The sequence below is a fragment of the Pandoraea sp. NPDC087047 genome (assembly GCF_044745225.1).
In the GTDB taxonomy this organism is placed as follows: domain Bacteria; phylum Pseudomonadota; class Gammaproteobacteria; order Burkholderiales; family Burkholderiaceae; genus Pandoraea.
Map to the genome: position 1 here is coordinate 133,466 of NZ_JBIUZU010000002.1, position 22,771 is coordinate 156,236.

The following is a 22,771-nucleotide window of genomic DNA, read 5'->3' on the forward strand; positions in this document are numbered from 1 at the left end:
TGTCGGTGGGGAGGATGGTCGTTTTGCCGGGGATTGGCATACAAGGCGGGCGGCCATGTTTCACGACACGCGGGATCACACAGCGGACGCACAGGCGTCGGTAACACCGGAGCATCCGGCCCATCCAGACCGGGTGGCGGATTGGTTGTTGGCAGGGCTGGAGTTGAAGAGCACGTTATTCCACGTGGGGGAATATTGCGGCGTGTATCAGGCGTCGACGGCCGGGCATCAGCGTGCGAGCTTCCATGTGGTTCTGGACGGTGCGAGCTATCTGCACATCGGCGCGAATGCAGGCCAACCGGCGCGAACGATTTCGCTGAGCACAGGCGACGCCGTCTTCCTGCTTTCGGACATCCCGCACGCGCTCACCCCGAGCGCCACGCCGCCTGCGGACCTGAGCACTCGCGCCGGCACCATGACGCCATTGCCGCCGCAGCCGCGCATTCCTCCCACTGGCACCCCGTCCGTCGCCCTGGCCTGCGGTTTCTTCGAATTCCGAACCGACCTCGACGCGTTGGTGCTGGGCATGTTGCCGAATCCGATCATTGCGCGTCGAGCCAGTGGCCGGCTGGAAGGCATGACACAGGTGTTCACACTGATTCAGGCGGAAGCGCGCCGTCCGGGCGACACGCCGTCGCCGCTGCTCGCCCGCCTCACCGACCTCCTCTTCTACTACGCGTTGCGCGAGGCCGTGCACGCCGAGGACATTGCACCGGGCATGTGGCGACTGATGCGTCGCGACGCGTTCGGCAGACTGGCGGCCGCGATCATCGAGTCGCCAGGCGAGCGTTGGACGACCGATACCATGGCGGAATTCGTCCACATGTCGCGGGCCCGTTTCTGCAAACAATTCGCGGAGATCGGCGGTCAACCGCCAGCGCAGTTCGTCACGCTCGTGCGGATGAAAACCGCCGCCGCGTTGCTGCGTGCAGGCGCTTCCTTGCCGGACGCCGCAGAACAAGTCGGCTACCAGTCCGAATCGGCTTTTGCGCAGGCCTTCAAACGCGTGACTGGCATCCAGCCCGGCGCGTGGCGCCGTCAGGCGAGCCATACCGTCTCGCCGCCCGCCGCGACGGCCTCAGCAACGGTCTCCACGGCACCCGCAGCCTATCCGCTGCACTAAGCCGCACACTCTCTGCCGCCCGCTCGACCTACGCCGAGTGTGGAACGTCGCGCGCGCAAACGCGTCCCACGACGCGCACGTCTTCGGACACATCCGATGCGCACTGAGACAAATCCGCAGAATTTCCAGACACGCGCGCATTGAGCATCGGGCCGGGCTTGCGCACAATGGATGCTCGACTGTGAGGAGCCTGATATGAGCCGACTGCCACTGCATACCCTTGAGACCGCCCCGGAGGCGAGCCGTCCGTTCCTGGAGAAATCGCTTGCCGCGAACGGCTTCCTGCCGAACTTGGTGGCCTCGCTTGCGAACGCACCGACGGCGCTCGAGACCTATCTGAGCGTGGGCGCCATCAACGGCCGTGCCAGCCTGACGCTCGCCGAGCGCGAAGTCGTGCAGATCACGGCCGCCGGCATTCATGGCTGCGGCTTCTGCGTGGCCGGCCATACGGCAGTCGCGCTGAAGAAGGCGCAACTGCCGGAAGCCCTCGTCAACGAAATCCGCGATCAACGCCAACTCTCGGATGCCAAGCTCGATGCCGTCGCCGTATTCACGCGCGCCGTGATCGCCACGCGCGGGGCCGTGTCCGATGCCGAATTCGCCACTTTCAAGGCTGCGGGCTTCGACGATGCCGCGGCCCTCGAAGTGGTGCTTGGCGTGTCGCTCGCCACGCTGTGCAACTTTGCGAACAACCTCTCGCAAAACGAGTTGAATCCGCAACTGGCGGCGTACCGCTGGGAACCGAAGGAACAAGCGGCATGAGCAGCGAAGCCAGCCTGCGCGGACTCGCCGCACGCGCCCCGGCGCTCGCGGCCTGGCTCGACGCCCACGCCGAAACGCTCGATACGGATGCCACACTGAGTGGCGACGTCGTGCCGCAACTGGCCAACGCCGGACTGCTGCGCATTGGTGTGCCGGTGGCGTTGGGCGGGGCTGGCGGTTCGATTGTCGACGCGATCGATAGCGTCGCCGAGGTTGCCGAGCACTCTTTCGCCGCAGCCTTCGTGCTGTGGGGCCAGCGCACCTTCATCGAGTATTTGCTGCAAAGCCCGAATCGGGGCCTGCGCGAGCGTCTGTTGCCGGCCCTGCTGTGCGGCGAACTCGCCGGCGCGACCGGGTTGTCGAACGCCATGAAGTACCTCTCCGCCATTGAGCCGCTGCAAATCCGGGCGACGGACGTGGCGGGGGCGCCGGGAACCTGGCGCGTGAACGGCGGATTGCCGTGGATCACGAATCTGCGCAAGCAGGGATTCGTTGCGGCGGCTGCGGTCGACCACGAAGCCGGTGGCCCGCCGTCGATTTTCGCCATCGCCCATAACGCGCCGGGCGTGACGCGCAGCGACGATCTGGATCTGATCGGCTTGCGCGGCACCCACACGGCGGCCCTGCAAATGGCCGACACGCCGCTGAGCGACGACGACCGCATTACCGACAACGCACCGGCATGGCTCGTGCGCGTGCGCCCTGCATTTCTCGGGCTGCAATGCGGCATGTCGCTTGGGCTCGCGCAACGCAGTCTCGCGGGCACGAACGACAGCGGACCGGGCGCGCGTGCGGCAGTCGCCGACGAGGTTGCCGCACTGTCAGAGCAACTTGATACACTCTCGGCGCGTCTGAAAGCGGGCGTCGCCCAGGGCGATTTCGTCGAGACGCCTGCGCATTTGTTTGAACTGCGCATTGCGCTGGCCGCACTCGTTCACGACGCCGCCACGCTGGAAGTGCAAACTGGCGGCGGACGCGGCTATCTGCGCGGACTTTCGGGCGTGGCACGGCGCCAGCGCGAGGCAGCGTTCGTGCCGATCGTTACCCCGAGCCTTGTGCAATTGAAGAACCAGCTTGCCGCACAACGCGCACAGCAACTCAAGACCGGAACGGCTTCATGACACAACCCACGGCGACGCAGCGCGCGCATTCCGACCCGTTCATCGCCGAGACGCGCGAGCATACCTCGCGCGCATTGCCACTGGCATCTCCCTTTCTGACGCTGCGCAACATCGGCTTGTCTTACGGCGAACGCGCCATCTTGCGAGGCGTCGACCTGTCGGTGGCGCCAGGAGAACTCGTCTCCGTGCTCGGCCCCAGCGGCTCGGGCAAATCGACGCTGCTGCGCATTGCCGCCGGCCTACTCACGCCGAGCGACGGCGCCGTCGAAGTCGATGGCGCACCGCTCGCGGGCCCGCGGCCCGATGTCGCTCTCGCGTTCCAGGATCCGTGTCTGCTGCCGTGGCTCTCCGTAGAACGTAACGTGGCCTTCGGCCTGACGTTTGCGCGACAACCGGTGCTATCGCGTGACACGCGACGCGCACGCATCGATGCGGCCCTGACCGAAGTCGGCCTCGCGCATGCGCATCACTTGCACCCGCGCCAGCTCTCGGGTGGCATGGCGCAGCGCGTAGCGCTCGCCCGATGCCTTGCACGCCAGCCGCGTGCGTTGCTCCTCGACGAGCCGTTCGGCGCGCTCGACGAAGTCACACGGGCCGACATGCAGCGCCTGCTCGTCACTGTCGTGCAAGACACAGGGGCCGCGACGGTCCTCGTCACACACGACATCGACGAAGCCCTGCTCGTCTCCGACCGGATTGTGCTGCTCGGCAATCAGGGCCGCACGCTGGCGCAATGGCAGATCGACGTGCCCTCGCCGCGCGAAGCGCAAGTGCAGGCGCTCGGCGCGCTGCGTATCGAAATCCTGCAAGCGTTGCAGATCGCGATGTCTCGCGACGCGACACCCCCTCACACAACACGCTAGGTCAACACGACCCAACCTTCGGGGATTCTCAGACCATGTGCCAAATTTCCCGCCGCGAATGGCTCAAACTCGCTTCGATGATGACGGTTGCCGGCGCGGCACCGCTGCTGGCTTCGGCCGCTGCGCGCGCCGCCGCCGAGCCGGACGCGCCACTGCGCATCGGCTATCTGCCCATTACCGACGCCACGCCGTTGCTCGTCGCACATAACAACGGCTACTTCGAACAAGCGGGCATCAAGGCGGAAAAGCCCACGTTGCTGCGTAGCTGGGCGCAATTGATCGAGGCCTTCCTCTCGGGACAGGTCAACGTCGTCCATCTGCTCTCGCCGATGACGGTATGGGCACGCTACGGCAGTCAGGCACAGGCCAAGGTCGTGGCCTGGAATCACGTCAACGGCAGCGCCATTACCGTGACCAACGACATCAACAAGGTCAGCGATCTCGGCGGCAAGACGGTCGCCGTGCCCTTCTGGTATTCGATTCACAACGTCGTATTGCAAGGCTTGCTGTCTGCCAACGGCCTCACGCCGGTGCTCAAGAAGAGTGGCGCGCCCGCCGCCAACGAAGTCAATCTGATCGTAATGGCGCCCTCGGACATGCCGCCGGCACTCGCCGCCAAGCAGATTGCCGGTTACATCGTGGCCGAGCCGTTCAACGCCGCTGCCGAGAATCTCAAGGTCGGCAAGGTGCTGCGCTTCACTGGCGACGTGTGGAAGAACCACGCGTGCTGCGTCGTCACCATGCACGAGCGCGATCTGAGTGCGCGTCCGGAATGGTCGCAAAAAGTGGTGGACGCCATCGTCAAGGCACAGGCATGGACGCGGGCACATCCGGAAGACGCAGCTCGCCTGCTGTCGAAGGAAGGCGAAAACCGCTACACACCGCATCCGTTCCAGGTGCTGCAACGCGTGCTGGCACCGGCGCCGTCCGAACAGGGCCGCTATCTCGCCGACAAGGCGATTTTGCATGCGGATTGGCACGAGAAGCGCATCGACTTCCAGCCGTACCCGTATCCGAGCTACACCGAGGCGCTGGTGCGTCACATGCAGAAGACGCAGGTCGAAGGCAACGCGCAGTTCCTCGCGAAGCTTGACCCGGCATTCGTGGCCCGCGACCTCGTGGACGATCGCTTCGTCAAGAAGAGCATCGCCGCGGTCGGCGGCATGAAGGCTTTCGGTCTGCCGGAGGGTTTCACGCGTCAGGAGGTAATCGTTGTCTGATCTTGCCTCCGAGCGCGCGAGTCACCCCGTCGCCGATAACGTGAGCGCTGCGCTCCGCCCTGCGGGCGCGGGGAGCGTGCGCGCTGCTCGCCACGCATGGCTCGGGCTGGCGGGACTCGCTGGCGTTGTTGCGATCTGGTGGCTGGGCATTGCCCTTTTCACCACGCCGGACTCACTCGCGTCGCAATTCTCGCCCGCCGCTGCGTTACGCGCGCTGCCCGATCTGGTGCGCGACGAGCAGCTTGGATTGCATATCCTGGCCAGCTTGCGACGCATCGCCGTTGGGCTTGCCGGGGCCGTTGTGATCGGGGTGCCGCTCGGCTTTCTGATCGGACGTGTTCGCTGGCTCGATAAGGCACTCACGCCGTCGATGCAGTTCTTGCGTATGGTGTCGCCGCTGTCGTGGATGCCAATCGCCGTGATGTCGCTCGGCGTCGGCGATCCAGCGGTGTATTTCCTGCTCGCTTTTGCCGCGCTGTGGCCGCTGGTCATGAGCACGGCGGCAGGCGTCACGCATATCGACCGTCGCTGGGTGCAGTTGGGCGAGAGTCTGGCGGCGACGCGCTGGGAAATGCTCTGGCACGTCTATGTTCCGGGCATTGCTGCGCACGTGCTCACGGGCGTGCGGTTGGCCATCGGCATTCTCTGGATCGTGCTGGTGCCGGCGGAAATGCTGGGCGTCAATGCGGGTCTGGGCTATCTGATTCTCGACACCCGCGACCGTCTGGCGTACTCGGAATTGACGGCCGTCATTCTCGTGATCGGCGTGCTGGGCTTCGCGCTCGATTGGGCTGCACGCTTCATCTACCGCCGCTTCAGCGGGGCGATGCAGGACGAGTGATCGGCAAGCAAGTGCGGGGGCGAGCCGCTCGCCGTCTCCGGATCACAGCACGGCTGGCATCGCGCAGGGCACCGATGCCAACCCGCCGCGCTTAAGCAAATCCCCATATCTCCAACAGGCGTCTGCGCCGACAGGCCGCTACAATGGCGGCCTGAATCCAGATACCTTCCAGATACCTGACGGAGAACGCATCATCGAGCTAGATCGTTTACTGCAATCGCAAGGCTTCGGCAGTCGCAAGATGTGCCGCAAGCTCATTCAATCCGGTGCTTTTGCCATCGACGGCGTCGTGCACGACAATCCGCGCGAATCGGTGGACCCGAAGGGTCTGCAATTCACGCTCGACGGCGAACTGTGGGATTACCGTGAGCGCGTCTATGTGCTGCTCAACAAGCCCGAGGGCTTCGAGTGCTCCACGAGCCCGACGCATCATGAGGGCGTCCACTCGCTGCTGCCGCTGCCCCTGGCCGTGCGCGGCGTTCAACCTGCCGGACGCCTCGATCAGGACACGACCGGCATGTTGCTGCTCTCGGACGACGGTCCTTTCCTGCACGCCATGATGTCGCCGCGTCGTCACGTGCCCAAGCGCTACATCGCAACGACGAAGCATCCCGTGACCGAGGAAATGTTGCAGGCGTTGCGCGACGGCGTGCTGCTACGCGACGAAACCGAACCGCTCGCGGCAACGGACGTCATGAGCCCGGCCTCTCACGAAATCGCGCTCACGATCTCGCAAGGCAAATACCATCAGGTCAAACGGATGGTCGCCGCCGCAGGCAATCGGGTGGAGGGGCTGGTCAGAACCGCCATCGGCGGCCTGCCGATGGGCAATCTCGCGCTCGGAGAGTGGCGCTATCTGTCGCCGGACGAACTGCTGTCACTGCCGTACGAAGTTCCCCCGTCCGGCAAGTGAGCGTCAGCTCTGCCTGCCTTCGAGCAGGAATTGCGCGCCCTTGTCCTGACCGAGCGTCTTGACGAGGTACGGCAGCGTGGTCTTGAGCGTGTCCTGGAGCATGTACGGCGGGTTCACGATGAACATGCCGCTGCCGTGCAAGCCCATGCCACCCGGCACCGGATTGCACACGGTCAGCGAGCAGTGAACCCAGTTCTTGATCGGCTGATCGTTGATCGTGAGACGCTTCATACGTTCCGGCAATTGCGACGCCTCACGGCGCTGCACAAGCGGATACCACACGGCGTACATCCCCGTCGGGAAACGGTCGAGACCTTCCTGCACCGTCTGGGTCGTACGCGTGTAATCGCGCTTGTCCTCGTACGACGGATCGATGAGTGTGAACGCGCGCCGCGTCGCCGGCGGCAGAATCGTCTTCAAACCGGCGAAACCGTCGGCACCGAAGATCATCGTGCGGCGCGCCACTGCCCGGCCCTGCGCTTCAAAGTTCTCGCGCAGCACGTCCTGCTCGGTCGGGTGTGCCTCGAACAAGCGCAGCCGGTCCCGGTCGCCCAGCAATTGCAGGGCAAAGTACGGCGAGCCGGGGTAGTAGCTCAGCTTGCCGTCCGGATTGAACTCGCGCACCAGCGTAACGTAGTCCGCCAGCGCCGCCGGCAGATCGTCGCGCGTCCACAGACGGCCGATGCCGGTTTCGTACTCGCCCGTCTTGTCGGCCCATTTGCCATCGAGCGCGTAACCGCCTGCGCCGGCATGCGTGTCGATGTACCAGAACGCCGTGTCTTTCTGGCGCATGTAATCGATGCATTCAACGGCGATGAAGTGTTTCAGCACGTCGGCGTGGTTGCCGGCGTGAAAGGCGTGGCGGTAGCTGAACATTAGGCAGATCCTGATTCGTCAGGCGCGATTGTAGCCGACGATGCCCCCACCCGGCGTTTCCGGGCCGATGCGATGCCGTTTTTTGCTTCGTTCGACGCCAGCGTTTTCACCGCTTTGTGGCGCGGACACGCGACCAGATGGTCATTCACCATCCCCGCCGCCTGCATGAACGAATAGCAGATGGTCGAGCCCACGAACGTGAAACCGGCCTTTTTCAGCGCGCGGCTCATGGCGTCCGAGACAGCGGAAGTCGCCGGCACCTCGGCAAGCGACGTCCAGCGATTCTGCAACGGCTCGCCGCCGACGAACTGCCAGACGAAATCGCTGAAGCGCGTGCCTGCCGCCTCCATCGCCAGATAGGCCCGCGCGCCCTTGATCACCCCATTGACCTTGAGACGATTGCGTACGATGCCGGCATCTGCCATCAACCGGACTTCATCCTCCGGCCCGTATTTCGCGATGCGCACCGGGTCGAAGTTGTCGAAGGCCTTGCGGTAGTTCTCTCGCTTCTTGAGGATCGTGGACCACGACAACCCTGCCTGCGCGCCTTCGAGCATCAGCAATTCGAACAATTCGCGCGAATCGCGCAGCGGCACGCCCCACTCCTGGTCGTGATATTGACGATATTGTTCGAAGCCTTCACTCCACGGACAGCGTTCCATTGACCCCTCGATGGTTAAGCCCGCGCATCGATGCGACGGACGTTCTCGGACGAATGGGGCAAGTGTGCCAGCAATTGCCATAGAAGCGAACCCAAGCGCACGATTCCCGGCCACATTGGGCCGCAAGGCAATGCCGATACAGAATTTTCCGGGGTCACAGCAAGAGAAAGCCCAGCGAATCCGGCCACGGCGCGCCGTCTGAGGGAAAGGTCACGGGTGTCTCGAAGGGCCATGAACGCCACGAAGCCTCCCGCACGAACGACAGCCATCGCCCTGCGCGCCGCCGCCCCTCACCCATCAGCCCTCACCTCCCCCCTCGCGCCCTCGTCGAACGCGAGCCGACGTCAGACCATCAGTTGCCCGCCGTTGACCTCGATGATCTGCCCCGTCACATAGCTGGCCAGCTTTTCCGATGCGAGATACAGGAACGCCCCCGAGCACTCGTCCGGCTCGCCCAGACGCCCCATCGGAATGCTCTGACGGAACGCGTCGATCTGCGCCTGCGTGCTGAATTGCTCGTGGAACGGCGTCATGATCACGCCCGGCGACACGGCGTTCACGCGAATGCGATCCGGCATCAGCTCCTTGGCCATGCCGCGCGTGAGCGTGCTCACGAACCCCTTGGCCGCCGCGTAGATCAGCGCGCCGGGGCCGCCGCCATGACGCGCAGCAATCGACGTCACGTTGACGATGGCTCCCCCGCCCTGCTTGCGCATCGCGGGCACGACCGCGCGCGAGAACGCCACAACCGAGCGCGCGTTGACGTTGAGCACGGCATCGAAATAGGCGTCGGTCACTTCGGCAAACGGCGTACGTTTGACCAGGCTGCCCGCGTTATTGATCAGCACGTCGATACGACCGAAGCCATCGAGCACATGTGCCACGGCGGCATCGATCGCGCCCGTGTCCTGCACGTCGGCGGCCACCGTGATCGCCTTCACGCCGTGGGCGCGCACCGCTTCGGCCACGGCCTCCGCCTTGTCGGCCGAACGGTTGTAGTGCACTGCCACGTTCGCGCCCTGTGCGGCGAATGCCGTCGCTGCCGCAGCGCCAATGCCGGTGCTCGCGCCCGTAATCAGGACGAATTTGCCTTTCAGGTCTTCCATGATGAATCGCTCCCAGGGGTGTCGTTGAGTGTCGTTGACGAATGCGCGGAGGCACGAATGCAATGCGGCGACGCCCAGCGCCGCCGCCCCACATCCATCAACGTACAGGAGGAATATGAAATGAATCCGGTACGCCTCTCAATCGAGCAGACTCGCGTCGTACGCCCGAACTTCCTGCGTCTGCTCGCCCAGTCCGTCGATGCCCAGTCGCATGACGTCGCCCGGCTTCAGGAACACCGGCGGCTTCTGGCCGAGGCCAACGCCCGGCGGCGTGCCCGTCGTCACTAGATCGCCCGGCTTGAGCGTGGTGAACTGGCTCAGGTAATGCACCAGATACGCCACGCTGAAGATCATCGTCGACGTGCTACCCGTCTGACGGCGCACGCCGTTCAGATCGAGCCAAAGCCCAAGCTGTTGCGGGTCGCGGATCTCGTCGGTCGTGACCAGCCACGGGCCGACCGGTCCGAACGTATCGAAGCCTTTGCCCTTGTCCCACGTGCCGCCGCGCTCGATCTGGTACTCGCGCTCCGACACATCGTTCACGACGCAATACCCCGCCACGTAGTCGAGCGCGCGCTCCAGCGGCACGTAACGTGCCGTCGTGCCGATCACGAAGCCCAGTTCGACCTCCCAATCGCCTTTGACGGAATCTTTCGGCAGCACCACCGGGTCGTTCGGTCCGTTCAGACAGTTGTCCCACTTGGTGAAGAGCACCGGCTCGGACGGCACGGCCAGCCCCGACTCCGCCGCGTGATCGCTGTAGTTCAGGCCGACGGCCAGAAACTTGCCCAATCCCGAGAACGGCACACCGAGACGCCCCGGCGACGCCACCACAGGCAACGCCGTCACGTCGAGTGCCCGCAATGCCGCCAGTCCTTGCGGGCTCAGCGTCTCGGGGGTGATGTCGGCGAGCACGTTGGAGAGGTCGCGCACGTTGCCCTGGGCGTCGAGCAGGCCCGGCTTTTCCTGGCCCTTCGGGCCGTAACGAAGCAGTTTCAAAGCAATTCTCCTCGCGAAATCAATTGGACCAGCCGCCGTCGATCACATGGATCGCGCCGGTGGTGAATGCGGATTCGTTCGAACCCAGGTAGACGGCAAGTGCCGCAATCTCGTCAGGCGTGCCCACACGCCCCATCGGCTGACGTGCCACGAACTGCTCGCGCACCGCCGCCAGACTCGTGCCCGCCACGTCGGCCTGCGTCGCGATACGCTGACGCAGCGACGGCGATTCGACCGTCCCCGGACAGATCGCGTTGCAGCGAATGCCGCGCGCCACGAAATCGGCAGCGACCGACTTCGTCAGACCGATCACGGCCGCCTTGCTCGTGCCGTAGACGCAGCGATTCGCCACGCCCTTCACGCTCGACGCCGCCGACGACATGTTGATGATCGCCCCACCCCCGGCGTCCAGCATGGCTGGCAGGAAGGCGCGTGTGGTGCGGTACATGCTCTTCACGTTCAGGTCGAACGAGAAGTCCCACGCCGCTTCGTCGCACTCGAGAATCGAGCCGTGATGCACGAAGCCCGCGCAATTGAACAGCACGTCGATGGCGCCGAGCTCAAGCGCGAGTGCTGTTACGGCCGCCCCCTTCGTGACATCGAGCGCGCGCCGCGTCAGATTCGGGTGATCGCTCAGTTGCGCGAGCGCGTCCGCATTCAGATCGGTCGCAATCACGCGCGCGCCTTCGCGCAAGTAGGCTTCGACGCAGGCGCGTCCGATGCCTTGTGCCGCAGCAGTAATGACAGCGGTTTTGCCCGCCAGCCGGCCAGTCATGCGTGTCTCCTCGTGAGTCTTGGGGATGCGTTGGGGGTACGTTGGGGGTACGTTGGGGGTACGTCGGAAAAACTTGAGATGCCGCAACAAGGGGATCGCTCAGGCGTCGGCGATATCGGTTATCCCGGCGACATCCTCCGAAATGCCGGCCGACGCGGCATACGCATCGCGCACGCGGCACAAGTGCCGTCGCATGGCCTGCGCCGCCCGCTCGGAATCACGTGCTTCGAGCGCGTCGAGAATTTCACGGTGGTCCTGCAAGCTGCGTTCGAGCACGCCGTCCACGCGGGACGTCACGCGCCGGCTCTTCTTGCCGAGCAGATACAGGCTGTTCGCGATGCTTTGCAGAAACGGGTTTTCGCAGGCGTCGATGATCGTCTCGTGAAACGCCATATCCGCCGCCGAAAACGTTTCCGGATTGCCCAGCAGTGCCTGTTCGTCGTCGACGAGCGCATGCAGACGCGCGATGTCCGCGTCGCTGATATGGGCCGCCGCGAGCGCCGCGACGCCCGGCTCGATGACCAGACGCGCGTCGAACAGCGACTCCAGCGTGCCGGCATTGAGCTCGATGACCATTTCGAGCGGTTCGAGCAGCTCACGCATTTCGAGCGAGCCAACGAACGTCCCCTCGCCCTGACGGATACGCAACAGACCCAGCAGCGCCAGCCCTCGGATCGCCTCACGCACGGCCGGACGGCCGACGCCGAGCATGGTGGCGAGGTCGCGCTCGGGCGGAAGCTGCTGACCGGGCTTGAGCAGCCCGGTGCGGATCATCGTAAGCAAGCGCTGTGCGACTTGCTCCGAGACGGAAACCTGCACGATGGGATCGAAGGACATAAGGGTGTGGCGACAAGTGAACAGGTTCGCGGCTCGAAACCTGTCGTTCAGTGGTAAGACCAATGAACGGAACATTACGCCCGTCACCCATCGGCTGTCAACACATAAAGCCGTCGATCTTGCGCGTCATCTTCCGACCCATCGCGCACTCGCCCTTCCCTCCATGGAATTTCTTGACGGATTCGCACTCCGAGTCAAAAGTAAAATCGCGCTAGATCGTTTGTCCATGCGCTTTTCGGTGGACATCCACGGCGCGATCCATCTCGCGGCAAGTCAACGCCTTTCTGTTGTCGGGGTGACGCTTTTCTGCGACCATGCTTGGTCGTCCCGAGGTTCTCATCGGGGCAATGTTCCCGCCGTCGCTTGATCTGCCGTACCTCGAGCCGCACCCGTTCCCCGAAATTCTGGAGTCTCCGACGATGTCCTCCTCAAAGACCGCCAAGCTAGGCCACTGGACGATGTATATGCCCATCGTGGCCCTCATCGCACTCGGTGTTGCCGGTTTCCTGCCCAATGCCGCTGCGCTCACGCTTTGCGCCGCTGCGCTGGCCGGCGCCGTATTCTCCGCCGTGCACCACGCCGAAACCGTCGCCCACAAGGTCGGCGAGCCATTCGGTACGCTAGTGCTCGCCGTCGCCGTGACCATCATCGAAGTGGCGCTGATCGTCTCGGTCATGCTCTCCGGCGGCCCTGACAAGGCAGGTCTGGCGCGCGACACCGTGTTCGCCGCCATCATGATCGTCTCGACGGGGATTGTCGGCCTGTGCCTGCTCTTCGGCGGGGTGCGTCACCACACGCAAGGCTTTCATGTCGAAGGTGCGAGTGCGGCGCTCGCCGTGCTGTGCGCACTGTCGGTGCTAACGCTGGTGCTGCCGAACTACACGAGTTCGGTACTCGGACCGGGACTCACGGCGTCGCAGTTGGCCTTCGAAGGCATGATTTCGCTCGTGCTTTATATGGTGTTCGTATTCGTGCAGACGGTGAGCCATCGCGATTACTTCCTCGCGAAAGCGCCGAGTGAAGAAGTGCACGTACCGCCGCCTTCGCGCCGTACGGCCGTGCTGAGTCTCGGATTGCTGGTGGTGGCGCTGCTGGCCGTGGTGGGACTGGCGAAAAAGCTTTCGCCCGCCGTCGAGCATGCGGTCGCGGTGGCCGGCGCTCCGAAGGCGGTCGTGGGTATCGTGATTGCAGCGCTGGTGCTGCTACCGGAAGGCCTGGCGGCCTTGCGCGCGGCGCGCGCGAACAAGCTTCAGACGAGCCTGAATCTCGCGCTCGGCTCGGCGCTGGCGAGTATCGGACTGACGATCCCGACGGTGGCAGCCGTCTCGCTGCTGCTCGATCAACAGATCGAACTCGGTCTGGGTCCGAAGGAGACGGTGTTGCTCGCGGTCACGCTCCTGGTTGGCGTAATCACGCTGGGCACGGGACGCACCACGGTGCTGCAAGGCGCCGTCCACCTGGTGCTGTTTGCCACGTTCCTGTTCCTGGCCATCGTGCCCTGAGCTTGGCCTTGGGCCCGTTCCCGAATTGTGCGCTGGACCGAGGATGGACGAGCTAAGGCATGGGCGAATGAGCGGGATGCGCTCAGGCCTTGGACTTATCCTGCCCGGCGGCGTCGGTGGTCGCTGCGGACTCACCCGCGCCGGCCTCTTCCACGGGTGCGCCGAGCAACGCGCCCAGCAACTTGCTGCCAGCCGCGCCGCGCTTGCCTTGCGCGCCAACCTGCTTGCCCGTGGGCGGGCCACGACGCACGCCGGCGTCGATCTTCAGGCCGCGGCGTTTCTGAATTTCAAATTTAGTCTGTGTCATGGTGCTATCCGTGATGGGCTTGCCCGTCGGGCACGTCCGGTGAATTCAGGGGTTCAGGGATCGATCCCGAGCTCGCCTTCTGCGGCCAGCATCTTTGCCAGCGCGTGAGCGGCTTCGAGGGCATCGCTCGCCCAGCGGTACGCCTCGGGCGTCGTATGGGTGAGGGGCGGGTCGAGCGTTTCGATGACATCGTCCACGTCGCGCCATCCGGTAAAGTGCACCACGCCGTGGAACTGCCCGTGCGGCGCGGGCGACGTCTCCGCCCAGTAGTAAAAGTGCTCCGCCTCCAGGCAGCCTTCGAAACCCATAGCGATCTATCGAGATCCCGTGAAAAGGCGGCATCGTAGCACGACGCATGACGAGCGGCATACCGTCGCGACGCAGTAGAATACGGCGGCATAGCAACCCACGACTCTTATTACCGACATCACGATGTTCACCGGAATTGTTCAAGGCACGGCCACGCTGTCGTCCATCGAAGATCGCGACGGCATGCGCACACTCGAGCTCGCGTTTCCCGAGGGCTTCTGTGAAGACCTCACCCTCGGCGCCAGCGTCTCTGTCGACGGCTGCTGCCTGACGGTCACGCAACTGCTCTCGCCCACCGCGGCGTCGTTCGACGTCATCCTCCAGAGCCTGAACGTAACGACGCTCGGCAGCTTCGGCGCGGGCGCTCAGGTCAACGTGGAGCGCGCCGCCAAAGACGGCGCGGAAATTGGCGGCCATCCGCTGTCGGGCCACATCGACTTCTCGACCGAAATCCTGAGCGTGCGTACCTCGGATACGAACCGGGTACTGCGCATCGCCATTCCCGAAGCGTTCCGCAAGTATGTCTTCGCGAAGGGCTACATCGCCATCAACGGCGCGAGCCTCACGGTCTCGGAAGTCAACCGGCAGGAAGGCTGGTTCGAGGTGTGGCTGATTCCCGAAACGCGTCGCATGACGACGTTCGAAGACAAACCCGCCGGCGCGCGCGTGAATATCGAGATCGAGCGCAGCACGCAGGTCGTGGTCGACACCGTCCGCGAAGCGGTACAGGAAAGCCTCGGCCGTCTGCAACCGGTGCTCGAAGCGCTGCTCAAGGAAAAGGGCCTCACGCTCGACGACTTCGTTTCCGTGCCGCAATTGCCGGCCGGCGACGCACAAGACAAACCGGCCAAGTCAGTCGACAAGGCCTGAGCCCGACGCTCAATTTCGAAGGACATTCATGCAACTTGCCACCTGGAACGTCAACTCGCTCAAGGTTCGTCTCGGTCACGTGCAGGATTGGCTGCGCAGCAATCCGGTCGACGTCCTCTGTCTTCAGGAACTGAAGCTGACCGATGAGAACTTTCCGATCACCGAAATCGCTGCACTCGGCTACACGTCGCACTTTATCGGCCAGAAGACGTATAACGGCGTCGCGTTGCTGGTCAATCACGCGAAGGTCGGCGAAGCCACGGACCTGGTGAAGAACCTGCCGAACTTCCCCGACGAGCAGCAACGCCTCATCACCGCCACGATTGGCGGCGTGCGCGTGGTTTGCGGCTACTTCCCGAACGGGCAGTCGCCGGAGTCCGACAAATTCGTCTACAAGCTGAACTGGCTCGACGCCCTGACCCACTGGCTGTCGGACGAGATGGCGCGTCACCCGCAACTCGCGGTGCTCGGCGACTACAACATCGCCCCCGAAGACCGCGACGTGCACGATCCGGCCAAATGGGCGGGCGGCAATCTCGTGTCGCCGCAGGAGCGTCAGGCGTTTGCGCGTCTGCAAGGACTCGGTCTGCGCGACACGTTCCGGATGTTCGATCAACCCGAAAAGACGTTCAGCTGGTGGGACTATCGGATGGGCGCGTTCCGACGCAATGCCGGGCTGCGTATCGATCACATTCTGGTGTCGTCGGCGCTTGCCGAGCGCTGCACCGCGTGCGACATCGACCGCGTGCCGCGCACGTGGGAACAGCCCTCGGATCACACGCCGGTCGTCGCTACGTTCAAGGACTGAGGACTGAGGACTGAAGCATCGTCCCGCGCCGCGCGCATCGATCTCGCGGCTATGAAAAACGGCACCCTCGGGTGCCGTTTTGCTTTGCGGGATGCGCCCGCATCACTGCTGCACCGCTGTCGCGTCACTGACCCGCGCGCGGATCCGTCAGACGGGACTCGTACACGAAGCATCGGATCGCCGCCTTGTTGCGGGTGTCCATCTGCATAAACTCGAGACCGTAGGCCCAGGTGCCATCCGCACGCGGCCCCTCGACGCCACGCACTGCCGCCATGCCGAGAATCGGCACGATGTCCGCGCCGATCGGCACACGGACTTGCAACGCGACGTGATGGCAGCCCTCAGGTAGCGGCGCCTTCGCGATGATACCCGCCCCGTCGGCACTGATATCGCGCACGAGGACGAGCCACTCGGGTGTGTCCTGCGGATCGGCCAGCAAGCGTCGGAACGAAGCACGCGACGTCTCGTCGATCGGCGACAGCCGTGCCACCAGCCGCGTATCGACGCGAGGCGTGCGGCGCACCGGCGTCTCCCGAACCTGCGAGGGACGCGACAGCACCACGTAGTCGAACGGTCCCTGGTGCACGCTGTGCACGTCGCAGGTGAATTCGTAGAGATTGTCGCCCGGGAAGGTCCAGAGGGCGAGTCTGTCGCCCCCGACCAACGGCATGCGCGTCTCGCTCGACGACGGTGGTGTGATGATCAGCATGCCGTTCGGCGCCCGCCCGATCAGCCGGGCGCGCACACGCGTGGTCTCGGCGTCCGGCGGCACGCGCACCTGCACCCACGCCCCGATGGGGAGCGGCACAGGCAAGCCGTGCAGATACACCGTCGAAGCGGCTGTCCCGAGCGGGGACGCGGAATTTGCCGCTTCCGTGCGGCCTGCCGCCTCGCCCGTCGTCGCGCCGTCGGGAAGCGGCCGATGCGGCGCGAACATCGTGAAAAGCCAGTCGAGATCGGCCTCTGACGGCAGACGCTCGCCCGCCGCCAGCAACGGTGTGCCGTCAGCATCGAACAAAGGCCAGGAAAGTGGAACGTGTGCGTCAAGCTCGCGACGGTTGACCGCCACGAACCCCGGATAGCCTGACGCAATACAAGTCGAGTGCATGATGCCTGGGAGGGTACGAAACCCCTGAGAGCCTGGAAACATGGCCTTGGCCTTCCTCGCATTCCCGAACGTAGGGCCACGTCTTTGGCGACCCTCTTCGCACAGGCATCCGCGACCAAAACCCCACAAATGTCGCCAATTTACGTAAATACCACGCGCCCGGCCGACCAGAAACGCCGCCCTCACGGGCGGCGCATTGCGCGTACGTATTTTTACCACGAAAGTCCGTCGATTCTGCGTGCGGAATATCAGGTAAAACCAGCCTCAATCCCGAGCCACGCCGAAGCGCCACTCCGTCGCGGGCAGCGACCCGGCCGCCACCGCCTCGCGAACTGCTGCCGTGTCCAGCGGCAAACGAATGGCCCAGAACCACGGGAGCGTCTGACGACATGCCTGCGCCACGCCCGGCAGGTCCAATACCTCCGGGCATGTCAGCCACGCGATCAGCCGCTGCGCCAATAAATTGGGTGAGCCCGCCTCGTCAAACAAACATGCCCGCAATGCCACCGCCTGCGGCAGCAGACGCCAAGCGGCGTCTCCGTTCATCGTTTCGTTGAGGGCTGCCAGCGCGTACTGGCGGCAAACCTGGCGCGCCTGTCCATCGGGCAGAGCGTTTAGGACTACGGAAGACGGCAGCGAGCGCCATTCCGGTTGCATGGCCAACCAGCTCAAACCCGCTGCCACCGAAACCAATCGAACGCGACGAGACATCGAAACGCTTGGCGGCGCCTCGCCGTCCGGCACCATGAGCGGGAATTCACGGAACACGTCTTCGATATCCGCGTGTCCCGTCGCCCGCAATTTCACATGCCTGGACGAATGCGATGCGAACACGAGCGCATCGAACCGGTCGGACGGACTCAAGCCCTCCGGCGCCGCCCGCCGGCCGCCCTCACTGGACGGCACGGGGGATGGCTGCCACGGCCTGCGGCATGCGGCACTCGCCGCTTCCGTACCCGCGTCACCAAACCATCGACCAACCAGCCGGACAAACGCATCAAGCGAGCGCTCGACCGGCCAGAGTCCGGCAAGACATCCGAACTCGCGCAGCAATCCCTGGAGTTGCCGCATGGTGCCGGGCAGGAAGTCGTCGGGCGAAGTCCTGTCTCTCACCACCACCCGCGTGCCCGCCCATGCCAGACCGGGCAACGGATCACGGGCGAAGACCGCGTCGCCGTCCTTTGGCTGAGACGCCGTGGCTGAACCGAAAACGCTGGCGAGCAAATGTTTCGGCAGACGTGCCGCTACCTCGCCGTCTGCGCGCATCAGTACGATGTAAGACGCATCAAGCGCGTTGATGCCATCCGCAGACAGCGCGACGTGCACCTGCGGCGGCATGGCCTCAAACCACGCCGAGCGCAGAGCGTTCACACGCGCATGCCCGACCCCGCCCCCTTCGTCCGCCCAATAGAGCGTTTGGCACATCGCCCCGGCGTACCGCCACACTGCATTCGGGGAAGCCGCCGCGCAGTGTCCGTGCAACAAGGTCATCAGCGACGCCGTGGCCCATTGCGCCTCACCACGCGAGAGCCGCACGTCAGTCAGCTCGCTCAGTTTGCGCGCCAGCCATTGGGTGCGCAGTTCGGCAAACCCCTCCTGCTCGCCAACACCCCCCGTCTCATTCGGCGCCACCAACAGACGGCCAAACCACTCGCTGCGCCGCACATGTTCCGGCAGCCGCTGCATCGACAATGCCGCCTCTTGCCCGAGATAAACGGCGCCCGACTTGCGACTCAACGCGACAAGCAATTGCATGAAGACACGTGCGCGCATCGCGGGCTGATCGACGGGAAGCGTCATCAGCGATTGCGCCACCTGATCGAGTTCGACGGGGCTCAATTGCCGCAGCCACGCGTCGTCGAGTCGAATCTGTGTGTCTTGCCACTGCGATCCTCCCAGATCGCAATCACGCCCAAAACGCACGCGCTTGAGACTCGCCCCGCAAAACCGCGCGTGACGCAGATCGCATGCCTCGAAGAGCGCACCATTGAGTTTTGCGCCACGCGCGTCCCACCCCACGAGTTCGCAGTGACGGAATTCGGCCCCTCGCAAATCGGCCCCCGGCGCGTGCCCGTGGTTCATCACGACCGACGTCCACTTTGAATGCTTCGCCTTGACGTCGACGAGCAGCAGCCCCCGCGCGCTGCCATTGATAACGCATGCGCCATGCAATCGTGCGCGGTTGAACGACGCGTCATCGAGACACACTTTCGTGAACGTCATACCCTGGCACAACGCCTCGCTCAGATCGCCTCCCCTCACCACGGTATGCAACCACGCTGCACCGCGCAGGTTGGCCCTCACCATCCGGACTTCGCTCACGTCCGCTGCGCGAAAACAGGTCTCACGCAAATCTGTCCGCTCGAAATCGGCATGGATCTGCGTAGACAACGCGAATCCCGCGCCCCGCAGGTTGGCGCCGACCCACGCCGTGCCGTTGAATTGACCGCCGCAGAACTGGGCGCCCGGCGCATTCACCCCACGAAGATCGGCGTTGGGCAACGACAAGTCGGGCAGGACAGCCTCTCGCAAATTCGTGACCGTCAATGCCGCGCCGAGCATCGCAGCCGGCCATTCACGCATCGGCAAATGCGCGAACGCCGGTACATCGAGCGATGTATCATCGGCCGGCGACAGCCAATGCCACTGCGCGGCGGCAGAAGGCTGATCGCCATGCGCCGCGCACCACTTCATCATGTCGCGTGCGACATCCGAGGCGCTCGCCCCGTCGAGCAAATGCAGGAAACGCGTGTTCCACGCCCGCTTCATGGACGCCTTATCGAAAGGCAGCTCACCGCGAGCAGCGTTCGCTCTCACGCACAATCGCTCGACGCTGGCATAGCGATCCGCCCCGGCCTCCTGCGCGAGCACGTGGGCCACCCATGCGCTCTGATGCAGGATGGCGCGACGCTCCCCGGCATCCGCACGCAAAATCGCGTGGCGTAGCGCCTCAGGCGGGGCCACGCTGCGCGCCGCCAGGTCGTATGGCGACAGGGCGCGCTCACGACCGGCAACGTCCTCGATACTGTTTTCCGGACGTGTGAATGCCGAGCCTACCGAGGCTTGCCCACTACCGCCTGAAACCTTGGCTTGATCCAGCATGATGCGTCGCTCCTAGGCACGCACTTGAGCGCGTGCACAAAGCGACAATGTTGCCGAAGGAATTCGGGGCTGCGCGCTAAGGAATTTCCGATTTAGTCGCGCGCCCCGCGGGGAGACTCGTCGCCTCAGGCGAGGCAGAGCTGGAGGGCATCGCGCCAGTCGGGCGCGCGCACGCCGAAAGTGCGGGCGAGTTTGTCGTTGTCGAGGATCGAATACGCCGGACGTTTGGCCGGCAGCGGATACGCAGAAGTAGGAATTGCCACAACGTTCGGACGCCTCTCCGGTGCGCTCAGATCGAGAATCGCCTCGGTGAAACCGTGCCACGTTGTCTGACCTGCGGCCGTCAGATGGTAGAGACCGCCGCGCTCGCGCCAGAAATCGGCGTCGATGCCGGTCTCGCAGAGCCCTTGCACCAACACCTGCGACGTCAGTTCTGCAATCGTGCGACACCACGTCGGCGCGCCATGCTGATCGGCGACGATACGCAATTCGTCGCGCTCGCGGGCCAGTCGTTGCACGGTCAGCAGGAAGTTTGCGCCGCGCGTGCCATACACCCAGCTCGTACGCAGCACCAGATGATTCGCGCCGCTCGCCGCGATGGCGGCTTCACCGGCCAGCTTGGTGCGGCCGTACGCGTTCCGAGGATTGGTCGGTTCGTCTTCGCGATAAGGCGTCGATGACGTGCCGTCGAAAACGTAGTCGGTCGAGTAATGGACGACGAGCGCGCCGAGGCGCTTGGCCGCTTCGGCCATGATGCCCGGCACCACGGCATTGACCTGATACGCGGCCGCCTCATCCGTCTCGGCGCGATCGACCGCCGTATAGGCCGCCGGATTGATGATCAGATCGGGAGCGAAGTCGCGCAAGGTACGCACAACGCTGTCCGTGTCGAGCAGGTCCATCTCATTGCGTCCGGGGGCGTGCACGTCGCCCATGCCTTGCAGGCAACGTGCCAGCTCCCAGCCCACCTGTCCGGTAGCGCCCGTCAACAGGATGCGTCTTGCCATGGTACGGCTCCCTTGTCGCGAAATGACGAAACAGAGGAGCCTACCCCGTTTCGCATCAGGTTTCCAGCCCGAGCTCCTGGATCTTGCGCGTGATGGTATTGCGACCGATGCCCAGACGGCTCGCCGCTTCGACCTTTCGGCCGCGGGTAAAGTCGAGGGCTTCGTTGATCAGCGCGGTCTCGAAACGGCGCGTCAACTGGTCCATCACATCGGGCGACGCCGAGCGCAGCAACCGCGCTACTTCGCGGCGCAAGATCGACTCCCAGCCCTCGGCACCCGCCACTTCGCCGTTCGCACCGCTCACGCCCTGCGCGGACGCAGCCCCCCCCGTACCGCCGACGGAGGCCGAAGGCACAGCGCCGACACTGCCATACCCCGGGCTCCCGCCCGCCGGCATCGGCGCCGCCGCGGCAGCGCCTGAAATACCCGAAGGACCCGTAGCGTTCGCGTAAGCAGACACGTTAGCCGAGCCGCCCACCGTCGACGCCGACATCTGGAACTCCGGCGGCAAGTCCTTGATTTCCACCGTCTGCGCAGGCGCCATCACCGTCAGCCAATTGCTGAGGTTCTCCAACTGACGCACGTTGCCCGGGAACGGGAACCGCGTCAGATGCGCCAGCGCCGCTTCGCTGATGCGCTTGGTCTCGACCCCCAGCTCGCGCGCACTCTTTTGCAGGAAGTGACGCACCAGCAGCGGAATGTCTTCGCTACGCTCGCGCAACGACGGCAGACGCAGTCGAATCACATTCAGTCGGTGATAGAGATCCTCACGGAACAGCCCCTGACGCACGCGATCTTCCAGATTCTGGTGCGTTGCCGCGATCACGCGAACGTTCGCCTTGATCGGGCTATGGCCGCCCACGCGGTAGTAATTGCCGTCCGAGAGCACGCGCAACAGACGCGTTTGCAAATCGAGCGGCATATCGCCGATTTCGTCGAGAAACAGCGTGCCGCTCTCGGCTTGTTCGAAGCGTCCGCGACGGGTGGCTTGCGCGCCCGTGAACGCACCGCGCTCATGGCCGAACAACTCGGACTCCAGCAGATCTTTCGGAATTGCCGCAGTGTTCAGCGCAATGAACGGACCCGACGCGCGCGGCGAGTGGCGATGCAATGCCCGCGCGACGAGTTCTTTACCCGAGCCCGATTCACCGGTAATAAGCACCGTGGCACTCGAATGCGACAGCCGGCCGATGGCACGGAACACGTCCTGCATCGCACTCGCCTGCCCAAGAATCTCGGGTTCTTCGGTAATGCGCTCGTCGTCCGTCGCCTCGCGCAGGCTTTCTTCGACGGCGCGCAGAATCAGTTCGACCGCGCGGTCCACGTCGAACGGCTTGGCGAGGTATTCGAACGCACCGCCCTGAAAGGCGGCCACCGCGCTATCGAGATCCGAAAACGCGGTCATGATGATGACCGGCAGTCCGGGATGCCGTTGCTTGACCGTTTGCAGCAGTTCGAGCCCCGAGCCGCCCGCCATGCGGATGTCGGAGACCAGCACCTGCGGCGAGTCGTGTTCGAGCGCAGCACTGGCTTCGCGCGGGCCGGTAAAGCTGCGTACCGGCAAGTTGGCTCGCGAGAGTGCCTTTTCCAGCACCCATCGAATCGATTGGTCGTCGTCTACTATCCAGATCGGCTTCATTGTTCACCGTGTAACGTCTAT

Annotated in this window: 22 protein-coding genes; 10 read left to right on the forward strand and 12 right to left on the reverse strand. The window is 64.4% G+C overall.

What is annotated here, in order from left to right; genetic code table 11:
* Positions 1-55 precede the first annotated feature (55 nt).
* From ACIPHM_RS03235 to ACIPHM_RS03265, 7 genes are all read left to right on the forward strand, one after another.
* Positions 56-1,123: an AraC family transcriptional regulator gene (locus ACIPHM_RS03235; RefSeq protein WP_400324531.1), complete on the forward strand. Its 1,068-nt coding sequence runs from the start codon at positions 56-58 to the stop codon at positions 1,121-1,123.
* Positions 1,124-1,318: 195 nt separating this feature from the next.
* Complete coding sequence (locus tag ACIPHM_RS03240) at positions 1,319-1,885, forward strand: carboxymuconolactone decarboxylase family protein (protein ID WP_400324533.1); 567 nt, start codon at positions 1,319-1,321, stop codon at positions 1,883-1,885.
* Complete coding sequence (locus tag ACIPHM_RS03245) at positions 1,882-3,006, forward strand: acyl-CoA dehydrogenase family protein (RefSeq protein ID WP_400324535.1); 1,125 nt, start codon at positions 1,882-1,884, stop codon at positions 3,004-3,006. Before ACIPHM_RS03240 ends, ACIPHM_RS03245 begins: the two co-directional genes overlap by 4 nt.
* 80 nt (positions 3,007-3,086) lie before the next feature.
* Positions 3,087-3,869: an ABC transporter ATP-binding protein gene (locus tag ACIPHM_RS03250; RefSeq protein WP_400325300.1), complete on the forward strand. Its 783-nt coding sequence runs from the start codon at positions 3,087-3,089 to the stop codon at positions 3,867-3,869.
* Between the two features lie 35 nt (positions 3,870-3,904).
* Complete coding sequence (locus ACIPHM_RS03255; RefSeq protein ID WP_400324537.1) at positions 3,905-5,089, forward strand: ABC transporter substrate-binding protein; 1,185 nt, start codon at positions 3,905-3,907, stop codon at positions 5,087-5,089.
* 40 nt (positions 5,090-5,129) lie between these two features.
* Entirely contained in the window at positions 5,130-5,930 is an 801-nt protein-coding gene (locus ACIPHM_RS03260) for an ABC transporter permease (RefSeq protein WP_400325302.1), read from the forward strand.
* A gap of 193 nt (positions 5,931-6,123) precedes the next feature.
* Positions 6,124-6,843, forward strand: a complete 720-nt coding sequence (locus ACIPHM_RS03265; RefSeq protein WP_400325304.1) for a pseudouridine synthase — start codon at positions 6,124-6,126, stop codon at positions 6,841-6,843.
* A 3-nt stretch (positions 6,844-6,846) separates the two neighbouring features.
* On the opposite strand, the gene ACIPHM_RS03270 is transcribed toward ACIPHM_RS03265, so the two are convergent.
* The 6 genes from ACIPHM_RS03270 to ACIPHM_RS03295 form a co-directional block, all read right to left on the reverse strand.
* The gene (locus ACIPHM_RS03270; protein ID WP_400324539.1) at positions 6,847-7,719 is read right to left on the reverse strand and encodes a 23S rRNA (adenine(2030)-N(6))-methyltransferase RlmJ; all 873 of its coding nucleotides are present in this window, start codon (positions 7,717-7,719) and stop codon (positions 6,847-6,849) included.
* Positions 7,719-8,381 carry a DNA-3-methyladenine glycosylase I gene (locus ACIPHM_RS03275; protein WP_400325306.1) on the reverse strand — a complete coding sequence of 221 codons (663 nt, stop codon included), beginning with the start codon at positions 8,379-8,381 and terminating at the stop codon, positions 7,719-7,721. Before ACIPHM_RS03275 ends, ACIPHM_RS03270 begins: the two co-directional genes overlap by 1 nt.
* Positions 8,382-8,725: 344 nt before the next feature.
* Entirely contained in the window at positions 8,726-9,487 is a 762-nt protein-coding gene (locus ACIPHM_RS03280; RefSeq protein WP_400324541.1) for an SDR family NAD(P)-dependent oxidoreductase, read from the reverse strand.
* Positions 9,488-9,625: 138 nt separating this feature from the next.
* Complete coding sequence (locus ACIPHM_RS03285) at positions 9,626-10,486, reverse strand: fumarylacetoacetate hydrolase family protein (RefSeq protein WP_400324543.1); 861 nt, start codon at positions 10,484-10,486, stop codon at positions 9,626-9,628.
* Between the two features lie 19 nt (positions 10,487-10,505).
* The gene (locus tag ACIPHM_RS03290) at positions 10,506-11,261 is read right to left on the reverse strand and encodes an SDR family oxidoreductase (protein ID WP_400324545.1); all 756 of its coding nucleotides are present in this window, start codon (positions 11,259-11,261) and stop codon (positions 10,506-10,508) included.
* Positions 11,262-11,360: 99 nt separating this feature from the next.
* The gene (locus ACIPHM_RS03295; protein WP_400324547.1) at positions 11,361-12,098 is read right to left on the reverse strand and encodes a FadR/GntR family transcriptional regulator; all 738 of its coding nucleotides are present in this window, start codon (positions 12,096-12,098) and stop codon (positions 11,361-11,363) included.
* Between the two features lie 419 nt (positions 12,099-12,517).
* On the opposite strand from ACIPHM_RS03295, the gene ACIPHM_RS03300 reads away from it, so the two are divergent.
* Positions 12,518-13,600, forward strand: a complete 1,083-nt coding sequence (locus ACIPHM_RS03300; protein WP_400324549.1) for a calcium:proton antiporter — start codon at positions 12,518-12,520, stop codon at positions 13,598-13,600.
* Positions 13,601-13,682: 82 nt separating this feature from the next.
* Here ACIPHM_RS03300 and ACIPHM_RS03305 read toward each other — a convergent pair whose 3' ends face one another.
* Positions 13,683-13,907, reverse strand: a complete 225-nt coding sequence (locus ACIPHM_RS03305) for a hypothetical protein (protein ID WP_400324551.1) — start codon at positions 13,905-13,907, stop codon at positions 13,683-13,685.
* Between the two features lie 53 nt (positions 13,908-13,960).
* The gene (locus tag ACIPHM_RS03310; protein ID WP_400324553.1) at positions 13,961-14,215 is read right to left on the reverse strand and encodes a hypothetical protein; all 255 of its coding nucleotides are present in this window, start codon (positions 14,213-14,215) and stop codon (positions 13,961-13,963) included.
* Positions 14,216-14,339: 124 nt separating this feature from the next.
* On the opposite strand from ACIPHM_RS03310, the gene ACIPHM_RS03315 reads away from it, so the two are divergent.
* Both ACIPHM_RS03315 and xth read left to right on the forward strand, forming a co-directional pair.
* Positions 14,340-15,086 (forward strand): riboflavin synthase subunit alpha, encoded by a 747-nt coding sequence (locus tag ACIPHM_RS03315; RefSeq protein ID WP_400324555.1) that lies wholly within the window; start codon positions 14,340-14,342, stop codon positions 15,084-15,086.
* Positions 15,087-15,114: 28 nt separating this feature from the next.
* Positions 15,115-15,894 carry an exodeoxyribonuclease III gene (gene xth / locus ACIPHM_RS03320; protein ID WP_400324557.1) on the forward strand — a complete coding sequence of 260 codons (780 nt, stop codon included), beginning with the start codon at positions 15,115-15,117 and terminating at the stop codon, positions 15,892-15,894.
* A gap of 124 nt (positions 15,895-16,018) precedes the next feature.
* On the opposite strand, the gene ACIPHM_RS03325 is transcribed toward xth, so the two are convergent.
* From ACIPHM_RS03325 to ntrC, 4 genes are all read right to left on the reverse strand, one after another.
* A complete protein-coding gene (locus ACIPHM_RS03325; protein WP_400324558.1) occupies positions 16,019-17,002 on the reverse strand; it encodes a flagellar brake protein in 984 nt (327 codons plus the stop codon).
* Between the two features lie 264 nt (positions 17,003-17,266).
* Positions 17,267-20,104, reverse strand: a complete 2,838-nt coding sequence (locus tag ACIPHM_RS03330; RefSeq protein ID WP_400324560.1) for a pentapeptide repeat-containing protein — start codon at positions 20,102-20,104, stop codon at positions 17,267-17,269.
* Between the two features lie 125 nt (positions 20,105-20,229).
* Entirely contained in the window at positions 20,230-21,111 is an 882-nt protein-coding gene (gene rfbD / locus ACIPHM_RS03335; protein ID WP_400324561.1) for a dTDP-4-dehydrorhamnose reductase, read from the reverse strand.
* Between the two features lie 55 nt (positions 21,112-21,166).
* On the reverse strand, positions 21,167-22,750 hold the full coding sequence (gene ntrC, locus ACIPHM_RS03340) for a nitrogen regulation protein NR(I) (RefSeq protein ID WP_400324562.1): 1,584 nt from the start codon (positions 22,748-22,750) through the stop codon (positions 21,167-21,169).
* Between the last annotated feature and the right edge of the window lie 21 nt (positions 22,751-22,771).